Source organism: Streptomyces sp. NPDC096079 (assembly GCF_040303145.1).
GTDB lineage: Bacteria > Actinomycetota > Actinomycetes > Streptomycetales > Streptomycetaceae > Streptomyces.
Genome location: NZ_JBEOST010000005.1, coordinates 354,530 through 370,454, shown reverse-complemented (window position 1 = coordinate 370,454; position 15,925 = coordinate 354,530). Strand labels below are relative to the sequence as shown.

The following is a 15,925-nucleotide window of genomic DNA, read 5'->3' as shown; positions in this document are numbered from 1 at the left end:
GGGCCTTCGGCGTGGGAGAATCCGGCCGTGATCCTTCGCCCCGCCACCCGCGCCGAACTGCCCGCCGTCCTCGCCCTGCTCGCCGACGAGGACCGGGTCGTGGACCCCGCCTCGGTCCCCGTCACCGAGGCGTACGAGCGCGCCTTCGCGGACATCGAGGGCGATCCGCGCAACGAGATGCTGGTCCTGGTGGACGGCGGCCTCGTCCTGGGCTGCCTCCAGGCCACGTACATCCCGGGGCTCGGCAAGGGCGGTGCCGAGCGGGCCCTGATCGAGGCGGTGCGGATCAGGGCCGACCGGCGCGGCGGCGGGCTCGGCCGGGAGCTGATGGAGCGGGCCGTGGCCCGGGCGAGGGGACGCGGCTGCGCGCTCGTCCAGCTGACGAGCGACAAGCGGCGGACGGAGGCCCACCGCTTCTACGCCTCGCTGGGCTTCGCGGGCAGCCACGACGGCTTCAAGATGACCCTCTAGGGGGTGTCCCGGGCGAGCCCGCCCCGGGACACCCGGTCCCGGGCGAGCCCGGCCCGATCGGCAGGACAGGCCCTAGCCGAGCAGGTGCCCGCCTCCGTCGACGAGGAGGATCTCGCCGGTGATGTACGAGGCGTGGGCCAGGTCGAAGACGGCTCCGGCGATGTCCTCGGGGCGGCCGACGCGGCGCAGCGGGACGACGCCGGCCACGTGCTCCTTGGCGGCGTCGGCGCCCTCCACCCCGTCGAACCAGGGGGTGTCGACGAGACCGGGCGCGACCGCGTTGACGCGGACGTCCGGGCCGAGGGTCTTGGCGAGGAGCTTCGTCATGTGGTTGACGGCGGCCTTGGACACGGCGTACGGGATGGAGCTGCCGCCCGGCCGGACACCGGCCTGGGAGGAGACGGTGACGATGTTCCCCCGGGTCTTCCGCAGGTGCGGGACGGCGGCGGTGACGGTCTGCCAGACCCCGATGACGTTGACGTCGTAGAGGTGGCGCCAGACCTCGGGCGAGGCGGCTTCGAGGTCGTCGTGCGGGATGAACCGGGTGGTGCCCGCGCAGTTGACGAGGAGGTCGAGCCGGCCGTACGCCTCGACCGCGGCGGCGACGAGCCCGGTGGCCTGCGCCTCGTCGGAGACGTCGGCCCGGACGTAGACGGCGTCCGGGAGTTCGGCGGCGAGGGCCTCGCCCGCCTCGACGGACCGGGCGGAGTTGACGACGACCCGGTAGCCGGCGCCGGCGAGCCGTCGGGCGACGGCGGCTCCGATGCCGGAGGACGAACCGGTGACGAGTGCGACGCGCTGTTCGCTCATGCTGTGCTGTTCTCCATGTCCTCCTGTCGCGCCCGGCCGATCATGCCAGAAGGCGATCGTTCACAGAATCTGAATTCTCGAACCAAGCAGATCTAAGTGGACCTTCACGGTCAAGCGCGCACAGACTGCTCGGATGAACACTGAACGCCCCTTCGGGCGCGCCCTCTGCGCGATGGTCACCCCGTTCGACGCCGCCGGCGGCCTCGACCTCGACGCTTCGCGCGAGCTCGCCGCGCGGCTCGTCGCGGAGGGCTGCGACGGTCTGGTCCTCAACGGCACGACGGGCGAGTCCCCGACCACCACGGACGCCGAGAAGGCCGAGCTGATCCACGCGGTCCGGGACGCCGTCGGACCCGGGCCCGCGGTCGTCGCGGGCGTCGGCACGGCCGACACCCGGCACACCGTCGCCCTCGCCCGGCAGGCCGAGGAGGCGGGCGCGGACGGGCTGCTCGTCGTCACCCCGTACTACAGCCGTCCCCCGCAGGAGGCCGTCGAGGCGCACTTCCTGAAGGTCGCGGACGCGAGCGGTCTACCGGTGATGGTCTACGACATCCCCGGGCGCACCGGCACCCGGGTGGAGCCCGCGACGATGCGGCGGCTCGCCCGGCACCCGCGGATCGTGGCCGTGAAGGACTGCTCGTACGACCTGCTCGGCTCGGCGCGGCTGATCGCGGAGACGGGGCTCGCCTACTACTCGGGCTGCGAGGAGCTGAACCTGCCGCTGTACGCGGTGGGCGGCGCGGGCTACGTCAGTACGGTGGCGAACGTCGCCCCGCGTCAGCTGCGCGCGGTCCTGGACGCCTTCGACGCGGGCGACACCGCGGGCGCGGCCCGGCTCAACGCCCGGACGCTGCCGCTGGCCGAGCTGATGATGGCCTCGGGCCTGCCGGGCACGGTGACCGTGAAGGCGCTGCTCGGCGGTCCGGTGCGGGAACCGCTGCAGCCCGCCGGCCGGGAGGCGGTCGACGGGCTGCGGGCGGCGCACGAGGCGCTGGTCCAGGCGGAGTCGCCCGCCTTGTCCGCGTACGGTGACCCCGCGCTCTGCTGACGCGGGGTCACCGGTTCAGTTGTGGCTGTGCAGGATGTCGTTCAGGCCGCCCCAGACCGCGTTGTTCGGGCGGGCCTCGACGGCTCCGGTGACCGAGTTGCGGCGGAAGAGGATGTTCGAGGCGCCGGAGAGCTCGCGGGCCTTCACGACCTGGCCGTCGGGCATGGTGACCCGGGTGCCGGCGGTGACGTACAGACCGGCCTCGACGACGCACTCGTCGCCCAGGGCGATGCCGACGCCGGCCTCGGCGCCGATCAGGCAGCGCTCGCCGATCGCGATGACGACGTTGCCGCCGCCGGAGAGGGTGCCCATGGTGGAGGCGCCGCCGCCGATGTCGGAGCCGTTGCCGACGACGACGCCGGCGGAGATGCGGCCCTCGACCATCGAGGTGCCGAGGGTGCCGGCGTTGAAGTTGACGAAGCCCTCGTGCATGACGGTGGTGCCGGCGGCGAGGTGGGCGCCGAGGCGGACGCGGTCGGCGTCGGCGATCCGGACGCCGGCGGGCACGACGTAGTCGGTCATGCGGGGGAACTTGTCGATGGAGGTCACCTGGAGGTGCAGGCCCTCCGCGCGGGCGTTGAGCCGGACCTTCTCGATGTCGTCGACGGCGACCGGGCCGAGCGAGGTCCAGGCGACGTTGGCGAGCAGCCCGAAGACGCCGTCCAGGCTCTGGCCGTGCGGCGCGACCAGCCGGTGGCTGAGCAGGTGGAGGCGGAGGTAGGCGTCGTGGGCGTCGATCGGCTTCTCGTCGAGCGAGGCGATGACGGTGCGGACGGCGACCACCTCGACGCCCCGGCGGGCGTCGACGCCGAGGGCCTTGGCGGCGCCCTCGCCGAGGGCGTTGACGGCCTCGTCGGGGCCGAGGCGCTCGGTGCCGGCCGGGCCGGCCGCGTCGGTCAGCTCGGGGGCGGGGAACCAGGTGTCGAGAACGGTGCCGTCGCCGGCGATGGTGGCGAGGCCGGCGGCGACGGCGCCGGTGGTGCGAGGAGCAGTGGTCATGACGGAAAACCTAACCGGCGGGCCCCCGCCCGGGCCAACCGGTCTCAGGTGTCGGTCGGGTCCGTCGGCGGTTCCGACGAGGCCGTGAGCGGCGGGTTCGGTCCTTCGTTCAGGACCCGCGCGAGGATCACCCGCGCGTGGTCCTCGTCGTAGTCGCCGTCGGTGAGCAGGACCTGGAGGCAGATGCCGTCCATGACGGCGACCAGCGCCCGGGCGGCGGCGGGGTCGGCGCGAGGAGCCAGGGCGGTGACGACGGACTCGGTCCACTCGGCGGCGACCGGGCGCAGGGCCGGGCGTCGCAGGGCGGTGAGGTAGAGCTCGTACTCCAGCTCCACGCGTGCGCGGTCGCCGCCGAGCCACTCGCCCAGGAGCCGGGCGAGCGCGGTGGCGAGGGGGGTGTCCGGGTCGGTGAGGGCGGGGTGCTCGTGGAGCAGCCGCCCGAAGCCCTCGTTGGCCTTGCGGAGCACGGCGACGAGGAGTTCGTCGAGGGACGCGAAGTGGTACGTGGTGGAGCCGAGGGGCACGTCGGCCTCGGCGGCCACCGTGCGGTGGCTGAGGCCGCCGATCCCGGAGCGCCCGACGACGGCGAGGGCGGCGTCGACGATCCGCTCGCGCCGCTCGGGGTCGTACCGCCGGGCCCTGGCCATCAGTGGGCGCCGCCGAGGTTGAGGACGGCGACCCCGGCGATGATGAGGACGATGCCGGCGATCTTGGCGGCGTTCAGGCTCTCGCCGAGGAAGAGGAAGCCGATGACGGCGACGGCGGCGGTGCCGACCCCGGACCAGATGGCGTAGGCGGTGCCGACCTGGAGCGTCTTGAGCGCCTGGGCGAGGAGCGCGAAGGCCACGAGGTAGCCGGCGCCGGTGACGAGGGAGGGCCAGAGCCGGGTGAAGCCCTCGCTGTACTTCATCGAGGTGGTGGCGAGTATCTCCGCCGCGATGGCGCCCGCAAGGAGTCCGTAACCCATGCGTACGAGCGTACACAGCTTTGCGTACGGGCGTACACAACGGCTGCCGCTACGGTGTCCCGCATGACGTATCCCCCCGGTCCACCAGGACCGCCCTACGGCTACGGCTATCCGCCGCCGCCCCCGCCGCCGAAGCCCGGTGTGATACCCCTGGCGCCGCTCGGCTTCAGCACGGTCCTGACCGGCGCCTTCAGCACGTTCGGCCGCTACTGGAAGCAGCTGCTCGGGGTCGCGGGAGCCGTCTACGGCGCGGCGCTCCTGATCGTCGGCGCGGCGGTCGGCATCGGATACGCGGCCGTCGGCGACGCCTTCTCCGCCGTGTTCGACCTGCCGGCGGGCCAGGAGCCCCGGTGGGAGGACGTCCGGCCGCTGCTCGTCGCGTTCGTCTGCGTCTGGATCGTCGCCATGCTCGCGGTCCTCTGCGCCAACACCGTCGTCGCGGCGGCCTGCCCCGCCGTGGTCCAGGAGGCGGTCCTCGGCCGTCCCACCACCTTCGGCACGGTCTGGCGCCGGGCCTGGTCCCGGACACCGGCCGTCTTCGGCACCGTGCTGCTGACCTCGGTGGCGCTGCTGCTCCCGGCCGCGCTGTTCCTGGTGGCCTTCGTCGCCCTGACCGTGGCGCTGCTCGCCATGGAGACCGGCCCGCTGATCGCGCCGTTCCTGGCGCTCGTCGGCGCGACGGTCACCCTGCCGCTCGCCCTGTGGATCTGGGTGAAGTTCAGCCTGGCCCCGGCGGCGGCCGTGATCGAGGGCCAGGGCGCCCTCGGCTCGATGCGCCGCTCCTCGTCCCTGGTCCGGGGCTCCTGGTGGCGGATGTTCGGCTGCCTGCTCGCCGCGGGCGTGATGGCCTCCGTGGTGAGCTGGCTGATCCAGCAGGTCTTCTCCCTGCTGCTCTCGGCGCCGCTGGCCGCCACGGACTTCTCCGGCGACGATCCCAACGCCCTGCTCGCGTCCTTCCTGGTCCTCTTCGCCTTCCTCGCCGTGAGCCAGCTGATCAGCCAGGGAGTCGTCTCCGTCTTCCCGCCCCTGATCACCGCCCTGCTCTACGTCGACCAGCGCCTCCGCAAGGAGAACCTGGCCCCGGAACTCGCCCGCGCGGCGGGACTCCTCTAGAGACGCCGAACGGCCGCGCCCCGAAGGGCGCGGCCGTTCTCACGTACTCCCGCGATCAGACGTTGAAGCCGAGCGCGCGCAGCTGCTCGCGGCCGTCGTCCGTGATCTTGTCCGGGCCCCACGGGGGCATCCAGACCCAGTTGATCTTCAGCTCGTTGACGATGCCGTCCGTCGCCGACTTCGCCTGGTCCTCGATCACGTCCGTCAGCGGACAGGCCGCCGACGTCAGGGTCATGTCCAGCGTCGCGACGTTCGAGTCGTCGATGTGGATGCCGTAGATCAGGCCCAGGTTGACGACGTCGATGCCCAGCTCGGGGTCGACGACGTCGTACAGCGCCTCACGGACTTCTTCCTCAGAGGCCGGCTTCATCGTGGCCTCGGCGTTCTCGGTCATGCCGACTTCCTCTCCGCGTCGCCCAGCGCCTGGGCGGTCGCGTCCTTCCACGCCATCCAGCTGAGCAGGGCGCACTTCACACGGGCCGGGTACTTGGAGACCCCGGCGAACGCGACCGCGTCCTCCAGGACCTCCTCCATCGCGTCGTCCGGCTCGATCTGGCCCTTGGACTGCATCAGCTCCAGGAAGGTGCCCTGGATCTTCTGCGCCTCCGCCAGCTCCTTGCCGACGAGCAGCTCGTTGAGGACGGACGCCGAGGCCTGGCTGATGGAGCAGCCCTGGCCCTCGTACGACACGTCCTCGATGCGCGAGCCGTCGTACTTCACACGGAGCGTGATCTCGTCGCCACACGTCGGGTTGACGTGGTGCACCTCGGCGTCGCCGTCCCGAAGACCGCGCCCGTGCGGGTGCTTGTAGTGGTCCAGGATGACGTCCTGGTACATCGAATCCAGCTTCACGAGCCGTTCCCCTAGCCGAAGAAGTTACGGACGTGCTCCAGCCCCTCGACCAGGGCGTCGACCTCGGCCGGAGTGGAGTACAGATAGAACGACGCCCGCGTGGTCGCGGGAATTCCGTACCGCAGGCAGACCGGCCGCGCGCAGTGGTGGCCGACCCGGACCGCGATGCCCTGCTCGTCGAGGACCTGGCCCACGTCGTGCGGGTGGATGTCGCCCAGCGTGAAGGAGATCGCCGCGCCGCGGTCCTCGGCCGTGGTGGGGCCGATGATCCGCAGGTCCGGAACCTCCTGGAGGCGCCGGACGGCGTACTCGGTGATCGCGTGCTCGTGGCGCGCGATGTTCTCCATGCCGATCGCCGACAGGTAGTCCACGGCCGCGCCGAGGCCGACGGCCTGGGCGATCGGGGGCGTACCCGCCTCGAACTTGTGCGGGGCCGGCGCGTACGTCGAGGAGTGCATCGAGACGGTCTCGATCATCTCGCCGCCGCCGAGGAAGGGCGGGAGGTCCTCCAGGAGCTCCTGCCGTCCCCACAGCACGCCGATGCCGGTCGGGCCGCACATCTTGTGGCCGGTGAAGGCCACGAAGTCGGCCTGGAGCGCCTGCACGTCCAGGACCATGTGCGGGGCCGCCTGGGAGGCGTCGATGCAGACGAGCGCACCGACCTCCTGGGCGCGGCGGATGATCGTCTCCACCGGGTTGACCGTGCCGAGCAGGTTCGAGACCAGCGTGAACGAGACGATCTTGGTCTTCTCGGTGATGACCTCCTCGATGTTCGAGAGGTCGAGACGGCCGTCGTCGGTGAGGCCGAACCACTTCAGCTTCGCGCCCGTGCGCTGCGAGAGCAGCTGCCACGGCACGATGTTGGAGTGGTGCTCCATCTCCGTGATGGCGATCTCGGTCTCGTGGTCCACGCGGTAGGGCTCGTCGGCCCAGCCCAGCATGTTGGCCACGAGGTTGAGCGACTCGGAGGCGTTCTTGGTGAAGATCACCTCGTCGCGGCTCGGCGCGTTGATGAAGGCCGCGACCTTGTCACGGGCGCCTTCGTACAGCGCCGTCGCCTCCTCGGCGACCGTGTAGACGCCGCGGTGGACGTTGGCGTTGTGACGCTCGTAGTACTGGTTGAGCGCGTCGAGGACCTGCCGCGGCTTCTGCGAGGTCGCCGCGGAGTCGAGGTACACGATCTTCTTGCCGTCGTGGACCACGCGATCCAGGAGCGGGAAGTCCTTGCGGATCGCCTCGGTGTCGAGGAGGCCGGAGAGCCCCTGATGGGCAGAAGTCACGCGGATGCGCCACCCTTCACGTACTTGTCGTAGCCCTCGTTCTCCAGCTGGTCGGCAAGCTCGGCGCCGCCGGACTCGGCGATGCGGCCGTTCGCGAAGACGTGCACGAAGTCGGGCTTGATGTAGCGCAGGATGCGCGTGTAGTGGGTGATCAGCAGGGTGCCGACCTCACCGGTCTCGCGGACGCGGTTGACGCCCTCGGAGACGATGCGCAGGGCGTCGACGTCGAGGCCGGAGTCGGTCTCGTCGAGGATCGCGATCTTCGGCTTGAGGAGCTCCAGCTGGAGGATCTCGTGGCGCTTCTTCTCACCGCCGGAGAAGCCCTCGTTGACGTTGCGCTCGGCGAAGGCCGGGTCCATCTGGAGCTGCTCCATCGCGGACTTGACCTCCTTCACCCAGGTGCGCAGCTTGGGCGCCTCGCCGCGGACGGCGGTGGCGGAGGTGCGCAGGAAGTTGGAGACCGAGACGCCGGGGACCTCGACCGGGTACTGCATGGCGAGGAAGACGCCGGCACGGGCGCGCTCGTCGACCGACATCTCCAGGACGTCCTCACCGTCGAGGGTGACGGTGCCGCCGGTGACCGTGTACTTCGGGTGCCCGGCGAGGGAGTACGCCAGGGTCGACTTGCCGGAGCCGTTGGGGCCCATGACGGCGTGGGTCTCGCCCTGCTTGATCGTCAGGTCGACGCCCTTGAGGATCTCGCGGGGACCGTTCTCCGCCTCGACGGAGACGTGCAGGTCGTGGATTTCAAGCGTAGCCATGGGTGACTCAGGACTCCTGGGTGACGGAGACGAGCACATCGTCCCCTTCGATCTTGACGGGGTATACGGGGACGGGGCGCGTCGCGGGAAGGCCGGAGGGCTTGCCGGTGCGCAGGTCGAAGCTGGAGCCGTGCAGCCAGCACTCGATCGCGCAGTCCTCGACCTCGCCCTCCGAGAGGGAGACGTTCGCGTGCGAGCAGATGTCGTTGATCGCGAACACCTCGCCCTCGATGCTGACGACCGACACCGGCGTGCCGTCGACCTCGACCCGCTTCGGGGTGTCGGCCTCCAGCTCGCTCAGTGCGCAGACTCGGACGAAGGCCATCAGACGGAGGCCTCCAGCTCGGCCTCGATCTTGGCGAGGAGCCGCTCCTGGACGTCCGGCAGACCGATCTGCTGGACGAGCTCCGCGAAGAAGCCGCGGACGACGAGGCGGCGGGCCTCGGCCTCCGGGATGCCGCGGGCCATCAGGTAGAAGAGCTGCTCGTCGTCGAAGCGGCCGGTGGCCGAGGCGTGACCGGCGCCGGCGATCTCGCCGGTCTCGATCTCCAGGTTCGGCACGGAGTCGACCCGGGCACCGTCCGTGAGGACCAGGTTCCGGTTGAGCTCGTACGTGTCGGTGCCCTCGGCGGCGGCCTGGATGAGCACGTCGCCGATCCAGACGGCGTGCGCGTCCTGGCCCTGCAGCGCGCCCTTGTAGGCCACGTTCGACTTGCAGTGCGGGGTGTTGTGGTCGACCAGGAGGCGGTGCTCCTGGTGCTGCCCGGCGTCGGTGAAGTACAGGCCGAAGAGCTCGGCCTCGCCGCCGGGGGCGGCGTACTGCACGCGCGGGTGGATCCGGACGACGTCGCCGCCGAAGGTGACCACGACCGACTTGAAGGAGGCGTCACGGCCGACCAGCGCGTTGTGCTGGGCGACGTGGACGGCCTTCTCGTCCCAGTCCTGGACGGAGACGACGGTGAGCTTGGCGCCGTCGCCGAGGACGTAGTCCACGTTGGCGGCGAGCACGGCGTCACCGGTGTGGTCGATGACCACGACGGCCTCGGCGAAGGCGCCGAGCTCGATCACCTGGTGGCCGAAGGCGACGCCGCCCTGGCCGTGCACGGAGATGCGGATCGGCTCGGTGAGCACGGCCTCCTTGGCGACGGTGACGACCGCGGCCTTCTCGAAGGAGGAGTACGCCTGGGCGGCGACGCGGTCGACGGGCGTACCGGCCTTGCCGAGGCGCTCGTCGTCACGGCCGACGGTCTCCACGGTGACGCCCTCGGGGGCCTCGACCTCGACCTTGACGCCCTCGCCGGAGGCGACGGCGGTGCCGTCGTGGAGGCCGCGCAGGCGCGCCAGCGGGGTGAACCGCCATTCCTCCTCGCGGCCGTGCGGGACCGGGAAGTCCGCGACGTCGAAGGACGGGGGCGCGCTCATGCGCGTGGCGACGGTGGACTCGGCGGCCACCGCGATCGAGCCGGCGGTGGTGGAGCCCGCCGGGATGTTCTGAGCCTCAGCCATGGCTGTCGTCTTGCTCTCTTCCTGCGTACGTAAAGAAAACTGGTCGCTGCGGGGCGGTGCGGGGCCTTAGCCGACCGCACCCTCCATCTGCAGCTCGATCAGCCGGTTGAGCTCCAGGGCGTACTCCATCGGGAGCTCCTTGGCGATGGGCTCGACGAAGCCGCGGACGATCATCGCCATGGCCTCGAACTCGGTGAGGCCGCGGCTCATCAGGTAGAAGAGCTGGTCCTCGGAGACCTTGGAGACGGTGGCCTCGTGGCCCATCGAGACGTCGTCCTCGCGCACGTCCACGTAGGGGTACGTGTCGGAGCGGGAGATCGTGTCGACGAGCAGGGCGTCGCAGAGCACGTTGGACTTGGCGCCCGGGGCACCCTCGCCGATCTCGATGAGGCCGCGGTAGGAGGTGCGGCCGCCGCCTCGCGCCACCGACTTGGAGACGATGTTGGAGGAGGTGTTCGGGGCCATGTGGACCATCTTGGCGCCGGCGTCCTGGTGCTGGCCCTCACCCGCGAAGGCGATGGACAGGGTCTCGCCCTTGGCGTGCTCGCCCATGAGGTAGACGGCCGGGTACTTCATGGTGACCTTGGAGCCGATGTTGCCGTCGACCCACTCCATGGTGGCGCCCTCGTAGGCGACGGCGCGCTTGGTCACCAGGTTGTAGACGTTGTTCGACCAGTTCTGGATGGTCGTGTAGCGGCAGCGGCCGCCCTTCTTCACGATGATCTCGACGACCGCGGAGTGCAGGGAGTCCGAGGAGTAGATCGGGGCGGTGCAGCCCTCGACGTAGTGGACGTAGGCGTCCTCGTCGACGATGATCAGCGTCCGCTCGAACTGGCCCATGTTCTCCGTGTTGATGCGGAAGTAGGCCTGGAGCGGGATCTCGACGTGCACGCCCTTCGGCACGTAGATGAACGAGCCGCCGGACCAGACGGCCGTGTTCAGGGAGGCGAACTTGTTGTCGCCGACCGGGATGACGGTGCCGAAGTACTCCCGGAAGAGCTCCTCGTGCTCCTTCAGCGCGGTGTCGGTGTCGACGAAGATGACGCCCTGCTCCTCCAGGTCCTCACGGATCTGGTGGTAGACGACCTCGGACTCGTACTGGGCGGCGACACCGGCGACGAGGCGCTGCTTCTCCGCCTCCGGGATGCCGAGCTTGTCGTACGTGTTCTTGATGTCCTCCGGCAGGTCCTCCCAGGACTCGGCCTGCTTCTCGGTGGACCGCACGAAGTACTTGATGTTGTCGAAGTCGATGCCGGAGAGGTCGGAGCCCCAGGTCGGCATGGGCTTCTTGTCGAAGAGGCGCAGACCCTTGAGACGCAGCTTGAGCATCCACTCGGGCTCGCTCTTCTTCGAGGAGATGTCGCGGACGACGTCCTCGTTCAGTCCGCGCTTGGCCTCGGCGCCGGCCGCGTCGGAGTCGGCCCAGCCGTACTCGTACCGACCCAGGCCCTCGAGCTCGGGGTGGCTGATCTCGGTGGTCATGCGGGGTTCCTCCCGGCCGTGCTTGCGGATGCTGATTCGGTGGTCTGTGGGGCGCCGTGCGGGATGAACGTGGTGCAGACGCCGTCACCATGCGCGATGGTGGCCAGACGCTGGACGTGCGTTCCCAAGAGGCGGGAGAAGAATTCCGTCTCCGCCTCGCACAGCTGTGGGTACTGCTCGGCGACGTGGGCTACCGGGCAGTGGTGCTGGCAGAGCTGCTCGCCGACCGGCGCGTTCCGCGCAGTGGCAGCGTACCCGTCCGCCGTGAGGGCCTTGGCCAGCGCCTCGGTCCGCTGGGCGGGCTCGGCCGACTCGACGGCCTCGCGGTACGCCCCGGCCTGGGCCTCGATCCGGTCGCGGGCGAAGGCGGCGACGGCCGCCTCCCCTCCGGCGTTGCGCTCGATCCAGCGGAGCGCCTCGACGGCGAGGGAGTCGTACGACTGGTCGAAAGCGTCCCGGCCGCAGTCGGTGAGCGCGAACACCTTCGCGGGGCGGCCGCGGGCCCGGGTCCCGTAGACGCGCTTCTCGCGGGCTTCGACGACGTTCTCGGCGACCAGCGAGTCGAGGTGACGGCGGACGGCGGCCTGGGTGAGGCGGAGCCGTTCGGCCAGGTCGGCGACGGTCGAGGGACCGTGGTCCAGGATCGACCGCGCGACCCGGTTGCGCGTGGAACGCTCTCGGGTCGCGAGTTCCTCCACCGGAGCCGCGCCAACGTTTTTCACAACGCCATTGTTGCGTAATTAATCGGGAGGTGACAAGCGGCGCCGGGACCGGTCACGGTGCCGTGCATCACTCAGGTAAGGCTTACCTGACCTGCGGAAACGATCATTGGTGGGATGAATCCGGCGCCCCGCGCGCCGAGGCCCCCGACGGGCTCTCTAGACTTCCGGGCATGTCAATCGAGTCCGTCGGCAGCGTCGTCCAGGTACGCGGCCTGCTCAAGCGGTACGGAAACAAGACCGCCGTCGACGGCCTCGACCTCGACGTCCGCGCGGGCACCGTCACCGCCGTCCTCGGTCCCAACGGGGCCGGCAAGACCACCACCATCGAGACCTGCGAGGGCTACCGCAGGCCCGACGCCGGCACCGTCCGCGTCCTCGGCCTCGACCCGGTCGCCGACGCCGCCGCCCTGCGCCCCAGGATCGGCGTGATGCTCCAGTCCGGCGGCGTCTACTCCGGCGCCCGCGCCGACGAGATGCTCCGCCACATGGCGAAGCTGCACGCCCACCCGCTGGACGTCGACGCGCTGATCGAGCGGCTCGGCCTCGGCTCCTGCGGCCGCACCACCTACCGGCGGCTCTCCGGCGGCCAGCAGCAGCGCCTCGCGCTCGCCATGGCCGTCGTCGGCCGCCCCGAGCTCGTCTTCCTCGACGAGCCCACCGCCGGACTCGACCCGCAGGCCCGCCGCGCCACCTGGGACCTCGTGCGGGAGCTGCGCGCCGACGGCGTGAGCGTCGTCCTCACCACCCACTTCATGCAGGAGGCCGAGGAGCTCGCCGACGACGTCGCCATCGTCGACGCGGGCCGGGTCGCCGCGCAGGGCAGCCCCGAGGAGCTGTGCCGCGGCGGCGCCGAGAACACCCTGCGCTTCACCGGCCGCCCCGGCCTCGACCTGGGCTCCCTGCTCAAGGCGCTGCCGGACGGCTCGGCCGCCGCGGAACCGCTCCCCGGCACGTACCGCATCACCGGCACCGTCGACCCCCAGCTGCTCGCCACGGTCACCACCTGGTGCGCCCAGCACGGCGTCATGCCCGACGGCATCTCCGTCGAACGCCACACCCTCGAAGACGTCTTCCTCGAACTGACCGGCAAGGAGCTGCGCGGATGAGCACCGGTACGTACGCGCCGAAGCCGGGGGCCGCCCCCGTCGGGCGGATGATCGCCGCGCAGACCGCCCTGGAGACCAGGATGCTGCTGCGCAACGGCGAGCAGCTGCTCCTGACGGTGATCATCCCCTCGCTGATCCTGGTGCTGTTCTCCACCGTGGACATCGTCGACACCGGCACGGACGAGGCCGTCGACTTCCTGGCCCCCGGCGTCCTCGCGCTCGCCGTGCTGTCCACCGCCTTCACCGGCCAGGCCATCGCGACCGGCTTCGAGCGGCGGTACGGGGTGCTCAAGCGCCTGGGCGCCTCACCGCTCCCCCGCTGGGCGCTCATGACCGCCAAGACGCTCGCCGTCCTGGTCACCGAGGTCCTCCAGGTGGCGCTCCTGACCGCGATCGCCCTGGCCCTCGGCTGGTCCCCGCAGGGCGACCCGCTGTCCGTCCTGGTGCTCCTGGTCCTCGGCACGGCCGCCTTCTCCGGGCTCGGCCTGCTGATGGCCGGCACCCTGAAGGCCGAGGCCACCCTGGCCGCCGCGAACCTGGTCTTCCTGCTGCTCCTGGTGGGCGGCGGGGTCATCGTCCCGCTGGAGCGGTTCGGCGCCGCCGGCGACGTGCTCGCGCTGCTCCCGATCGCGGCGCTCTCCGACGGCCTGCGCGACGTGCTCGCGGGCGGGGCCTCGATGCCGTGGGGCGACGCGCTGATCCTGGCCGTCTGGGCGGTCCTGGGGCTCGGCGCGGCGGCCCGGTTCTTCCGCTGGGAGTAACCGTAAGGTTCCGTTCCGCCATATACGCCCCCCTCGTGAAAGCGCGCACAAGCGCCGTCCTACGATAGGGCCCGTGCAGACCCCCCTCGCCTCCATCGCCCAGCGCTGGACCCCGTCCCCCCGGACGCTCCGGCGCGCCGCGCTCGCCGCCGTCGTGATGAGCGTGCTCATCATCGTCACGGGCGGCGCGGTCCGGCTGACCGGCTCCGGTCTCGGCTGCGACACCTGGCCGAAGTGCACGGACGACAGCCTCATCGTGACGCCCGAGCAGGGCTACCGGGGCGTGATCGAGTTCGGCAACCGGATGCTGACGTACGTCCTGTCGGCCGCGGTCGGCTGGGCGATCGTCGCCGCCCGCTCCACCAAGCCCTGGCGGCGCGGACTCACCCGCCTCGGCTGGGCCCAGTTCTGGATCGTGATGAGCAACGCCGTCATCGGCGGCATCACGGTGTGGATGGGCCTCAACCCGTGGACGGTCGCCGGACACTTCCTCGCCGCGAACTCCCTGCTCACGGTCGCCGTCATCACCTGGCACCGTACCGGGGAGGGCGACACCGCCCCCCGTCCGCGCGTCCCCCGCCCGGTCCGGAAGCTGTCCTGGGCGATCACGGTCGCCTCCGCCCTGCTGATCGTGCTCGGCACGACGGTGACGGGCGCCGGCAAGCACGCCGGCGACAGCAGCGACGTCCCGCGCATGCCGTGGGACTGGACGAACGCCGCGCACATCCACGCGATCGCCGCCTGGGTCGTCTGCGCCCTCGCGCTCGCCATGTGGCTGGTCCTGCGTGTCGTGGACGCCCCGGACGACACCAGGGCCCGCGCCCGCGACCTGCTGATCGTGCTCCTCGCGCAGGGGGCGATCGGTTACGTGCAGTACTTCACCGGGGTCCCCGAGCTCCTGGTCGCCGCCCACATGCTCGGTTCCTCGCTGATGTGGATCGCGGTCCTGCGCCTCGCCCTGAGCCTGCGCGAGCGCCCGGTCGCCGCCCCGGAGATCCCGGCCCAGACCGACCCCGAGCTCGCGACCGCCTGAACCGCCACGACCGGGTCCACGGCCGTCCGGAACCGCCGGCCCCCCTCGCGGGGAGCCGGCGGTTCCGTCTATGCGGACAGCGGCGCGCGCAGCAGCGCCTCGGGCAGATATCCGGAGCGGACGCCCGGCTCCCAGCCGTGCGCGAGATGCGCGAGGGCGGCCAGCGCGACGGCGCCCACCGGCAGCAGGGTCCTCGGCGCGGGATCGGCTCCGACGCTCGCGCGGTGCTCCTCCAGCCGCTCCGCGAGCGCCTGCTCGAAGGCCTCGCGGTCGTCGTCGAGCAGCACGCGCAGCAGCCGCTGGTCGGGGCCGAGCGCTCCGGCCCCGTCGAGCGCCCGGGCCGCGTCCGCGCGCTCCTCCGCGTCGGGCCGGCGCACCGGGACGGGCCCGGACACGGCGCCGGGGTACGGCCCGCTCGCGACGGTCAGGTACGCGCACAGCGCGTCCATCTCGGCGAGGTCCGCGGGCTCCGACACCGAGTCGAACCGCGAGTAGGGGACCCCGGAGCGGATCGCGGGGGCGTAGTCCTCCCGGAGCAGCGGGCCGATCACCCGGCGCCGCTCCCGGATCAGCCCGCTGATCAGGCACAGCCCGAACGCCTCGGTCCACGTCCGGGCGGTGGGCACCCGGTGCCCCCGGTCCCGGCCCTCGTCGAAGAGCTGGTCGTCGCTGGAGAGCGTCTCGTCGGCGACGGGCAGCGGGACGTCCCAGTCGCCGTCGGGGAAGCACCCGATGCCCAGCACACCGAGGGCGCACTCGGCGGCGGTGAGCAGGGCCGCCCGCGAGGAGTCCGCGACGAGCGCGGGGTCCTCCTCCAGGGTGCGGGCCCCGACGTGGTCGAGGAGCTCGTCGCGCAGCTCTCCGAGCCGCGACAGCGACATGCCGCCGTACCTGAGGTCGTGCCAGCGGTCGAAGGCCAGCCGCCGGGCATCCTCCAGTGCCCTCGCGATCCTCGTCCCGTCGATCTCGTGCCGTGCCGCTTCGCGCATGCGTCGCTCCCCCTGCTCCGTTCGA

At 71.5% G+C, this 15,925-nt stretch carries 19 protein-coding genes; 6 read left to right on the top strand and 13 right to left on the bottom strand.

The genetic code is table 11. The features are described from left to right. Nucleotides 1–27: 27 nt before the first annotated feature. Nucleotides 28–471, top strand: a complete 444-nt coding sequence (locus tag ABTY59_RS14060) for a GNAT family N-acetyltransferase (protein WP_352019162.1) — start codon at nt 28–30, stop codon at nt 469–471. Between the two features lie 72 nt (nt 472–543). On the opposite strand, the gene ABTY59_RS14055 is transcribed toward ABTY59_RS14060, so the two are convergent. Further along, nucleotides 544–1,281, bottom strand: coding sequence for an SDR family NAD(P)-dependent oxidoreductase (locus ABTY59_RS14055; RefSeq protein ID WP_352019161.1), 738 nt, complete (start codon nt 1,279–1,281; stop codon nt 544–546). A 133-nt stretch (nt 1,282–1,414) separates the two neighbouring features. Here ABTY59_RS14055 and dapA point away from each other — a divergent pair, with 133 nt between their 5' ends. Beyond that, nucleotides 1,415–2,329: a 4-hydroxy-tetrahydrodipicolinate synthase gene (gene dapA, locus ABTY59_RS14050; protein ID WP_352019160.1), complete on the top strand. Its 915-nt coding sequence runs from the start codon at nt 1,415–1,417 to the stop codon at nt 2,327–2,329. Between the two features lie 15 nt (nt 2,330–2,344). Here the strand turns inward: dapA and dapD are convergent, their stop codons facing one another. The 3 genes from dapD to ABTY59_RS14035 are packed head-to-tail and all read right to left on the bottom strand — an operon-like array spanning nt 2,345 to nt 4,295. Next, nucleotides 2,345–3,328 (bottom strand): 2,3,4,5-tetrahydropyridine-2,6-dicarboxylate N-succinyltransferase, encoded by a 984-nt coding sequence (gene dapD / locus ABTY59_RS14045; protein WP_352019159.1) that lies wholly within the window; start codon nt 3,326–3,328, stop codon nt 2,345–2,347. A gap of 44 nt (nt 3,329–3,372) precedes the next feature. Then, the gene (locus tag ABTY59_RS14040) at nt 3,373–3,975 is read right to left on the bottom strand and encodes a TetR/AcrR family transcriptional regulator (protein ID WP_352019158.1); all 603 of its coding nucleotides are present in this window, start codon (nt 3,973–3,975) and stop codon (nt 3,373–3,375) included. Beyond that, on the bottom strand, nt 3,975–4,295 hold the full coding sequence (locus ABTY59_RS14035) for a DMT family transporter (protein WP_352019157.1): 321 nt from the start codon (nt 4,293–4,295) through the stop codon (nt 3,975–3,977). Before ABTY59_RS14035 ends, ABTY59_RS14040 begins: the two co-directional genes overlap by 1 nt. A 63-nt stretch (nt 4,296–4,358) precedes the next feature. Here ABTY59_RS14035 and ABTY59_RS14030 point away from each other — a divergent pair, with 63 nt between their 5' ends. Next, nucleotides 4,359–5,408 (top strand): DUF7847 domain-containing protein, encoded by a 1,050-nt coding sequence (locus ABTY59_RS14030; protein ID WP_352019156.1) that lies wholly within the window; start codon nt 4,359–4,361, stop codon nt 5,406–5,408. A gap of 55 nt (nt 5,409–5,463) precedes the next feature. Here the strand turns inward: ABTY59_RS14030 and ABTY59_RS14025 are convergent, their stop codons facing one another. The 8 genes from ABTY59_RS14025 to ABTY59_RS13990 all read right to left on the bottom strand — a co-directional run bounded on the left by ABTY59_RS14025 (nt 5,464) and on the right by ABTY59_RS13990 (nt 12,011). After that, a complete protein-coding gene (locus ABTY59_RS14025; protein ID WP_017238620.1) occupies nt 5,464–5,802 on the bottom strand; it encodes a metal-sulfur cluster assembly factor in 339 nt (112 codons plus the stop codon). Beyond that, a complete protein-coding gene (gene sufU, locus ABTY59_RS14020; RefSeq protein WP_041128635.1) occupies nt 5,799–6,260 on the bottom strand; it encodes a Fe-S cluster assembly sulfur transfer protein SufU in 462 nt (153 codons plus the stop codon). The genes ABTY59_RS14025 and sufU overlap by 4 nt, the downstream gene beginning before the upstream one ends. Nucleotides 6,261–6,271: 11 nt before the next feature. Then, nucleotides 6,272–7,540, bottom strand: a complete 1,269-nt coding sequence (locus ABTY59_RS14015; protein ID WP_351186788.1) for a cysteine desulfurase — start codon at nt 7,538–7,540, stop codon at nt 6,272–6,274. Beyond that, on the bottom strand, nt 7,537–8,301 hold the full coding sequence (gene sufC, locus ABTY59_RS14010; protein WP_017238623.1) for a Fe-S cluster assembly ATPase SufC: 765 nt from the start codon (nt 8,299–8,301) through the stop codon (nt 7,537–7,539). The genes ABTY59_RS14015 and sufC overlap by 4 nt, the downstream gene beginning before the upstream one ends. A 7-nt stretch (nt 8,302–8,308) precedes the next feature. Beyond that, the gene (locus ABTY59_RS14005) at nt 8,309–8,626 is read right to left on the bottom strand and encodes a bifunctional 3-phenylpropionate/cinnamic acid dioxygenase ferredoxin subunit (RefSeq protein WP_352019155.1); all 318 of its coding nucleotides are present in this window, start codon (nt 8,624–8,626) and stop codon (nt 8,309–8,311) included. Next, on the bottom strand, nt 8,626–9,807 hold the full coding sequence (gene sufD / locus ABTY59_RS14000) for a Fe-S cluster assembly protein SufD (RefSeq protein ID WP_352019154.1): 1,182 nt from the start codon (nt 9,805–9,807) through the stop codon (nt 8,626–8,628). Before sufD ends, ABTY59_RS14005 begins: the two co-directional genes overlap by 1 nt. 66 nt (nt 9,808–9,873) lie before the next feature. Then, nucleotides 9,874–11,289 carry a Fe-S cluster assembly protein SufB gene (gene sufB / locus ABTY59_RS13995; protein WP_352019153.1) on the bottom strand — a complete coding sequence of 472 codons (1,416 nt, stop codon included), beginning with the start codon at nt 11,287–11,289 and terminating at the stop codon, nt 9,874–9,876. Continuing rightward, complete coding sequence (locus ABTY59_RS13990; protein ID WP_352019152.1) at nt 11,286–12,011, bottom strand: helix-turn-helix transcriptional regulator; 726 nt, start codon at nt 12,009–12,011, stop codon at nt 11,286–11,288. Before ABTY59_RS13990 ends, sufB begins: the two co-directional genes overlap by 4 nt. 170 nt (nt 12,012–12,181) lie before the next feature. Between ABTY59_RS13990 and ABTY59_RS13985 the strand changes: the two genes are divergently transcribed. The 3 genes from ABTY59_RS13985 to ABTY59_RS13975 all read left to right on the top strand — a co-directional run bounded on the left by ABTY59_RS13985 (nt 12,182) and on the right by ABTY59_RS13975 (nt 14,911). Continuing rightward, nucleotides 12,182–13,117: an ABC transporter ATP-binding protein gene (locus ABTY59_RS13985; protein WP_352019151.1), complete on the top strand. Its 936-nt coding sequence runs from the start codon at nt 12,182–12,184 to the stop codon at nt 13,115–13,117. Beyond that, nucleotides 13,114–13,878 carry an ABC transporter permease gene (locus tag ABTY59_RS13980; protein WP_352019150.1) on the top strand — a complete coding sequence of 255 codons (765 nt, stop codon included), beginning with the start codon at nt 13,114–13,116 and terminating at the stop codon, nt 13,876–13,878. Before ABTY59_RS13985 ends, ABTY59_RS13980 begins: the two co-directional genes overlap by 4 nt. 64 nt (nt 13,879–13,942) lie before the next feature. After that, entirely contained in the window at nt 13,943–14,911 is a 969-nt protein-coding gene (locus ABTY59_RS13975; protein WP_352019221.1) for a COX15/CtaA family protein, read from the top strand. A gap of 68 nt (nt 14,912–14,979) precedes the next feature. On the opposite strand, the gene ABTY59_RS13970 is transcribed toward ABTY59_RS13975, so the two are convergent. Then, entirely contained in the window at nt 14,980–15,900 is a 921-nt protein-coding gene (locus tag ABTY59_RS13970) for an immunity 49 family protein (RefSeq protein WP_352019149.1), read from the bottom strand. Nucleotides 15,901–15,925 lie beyond the last annotated feature (25 nt).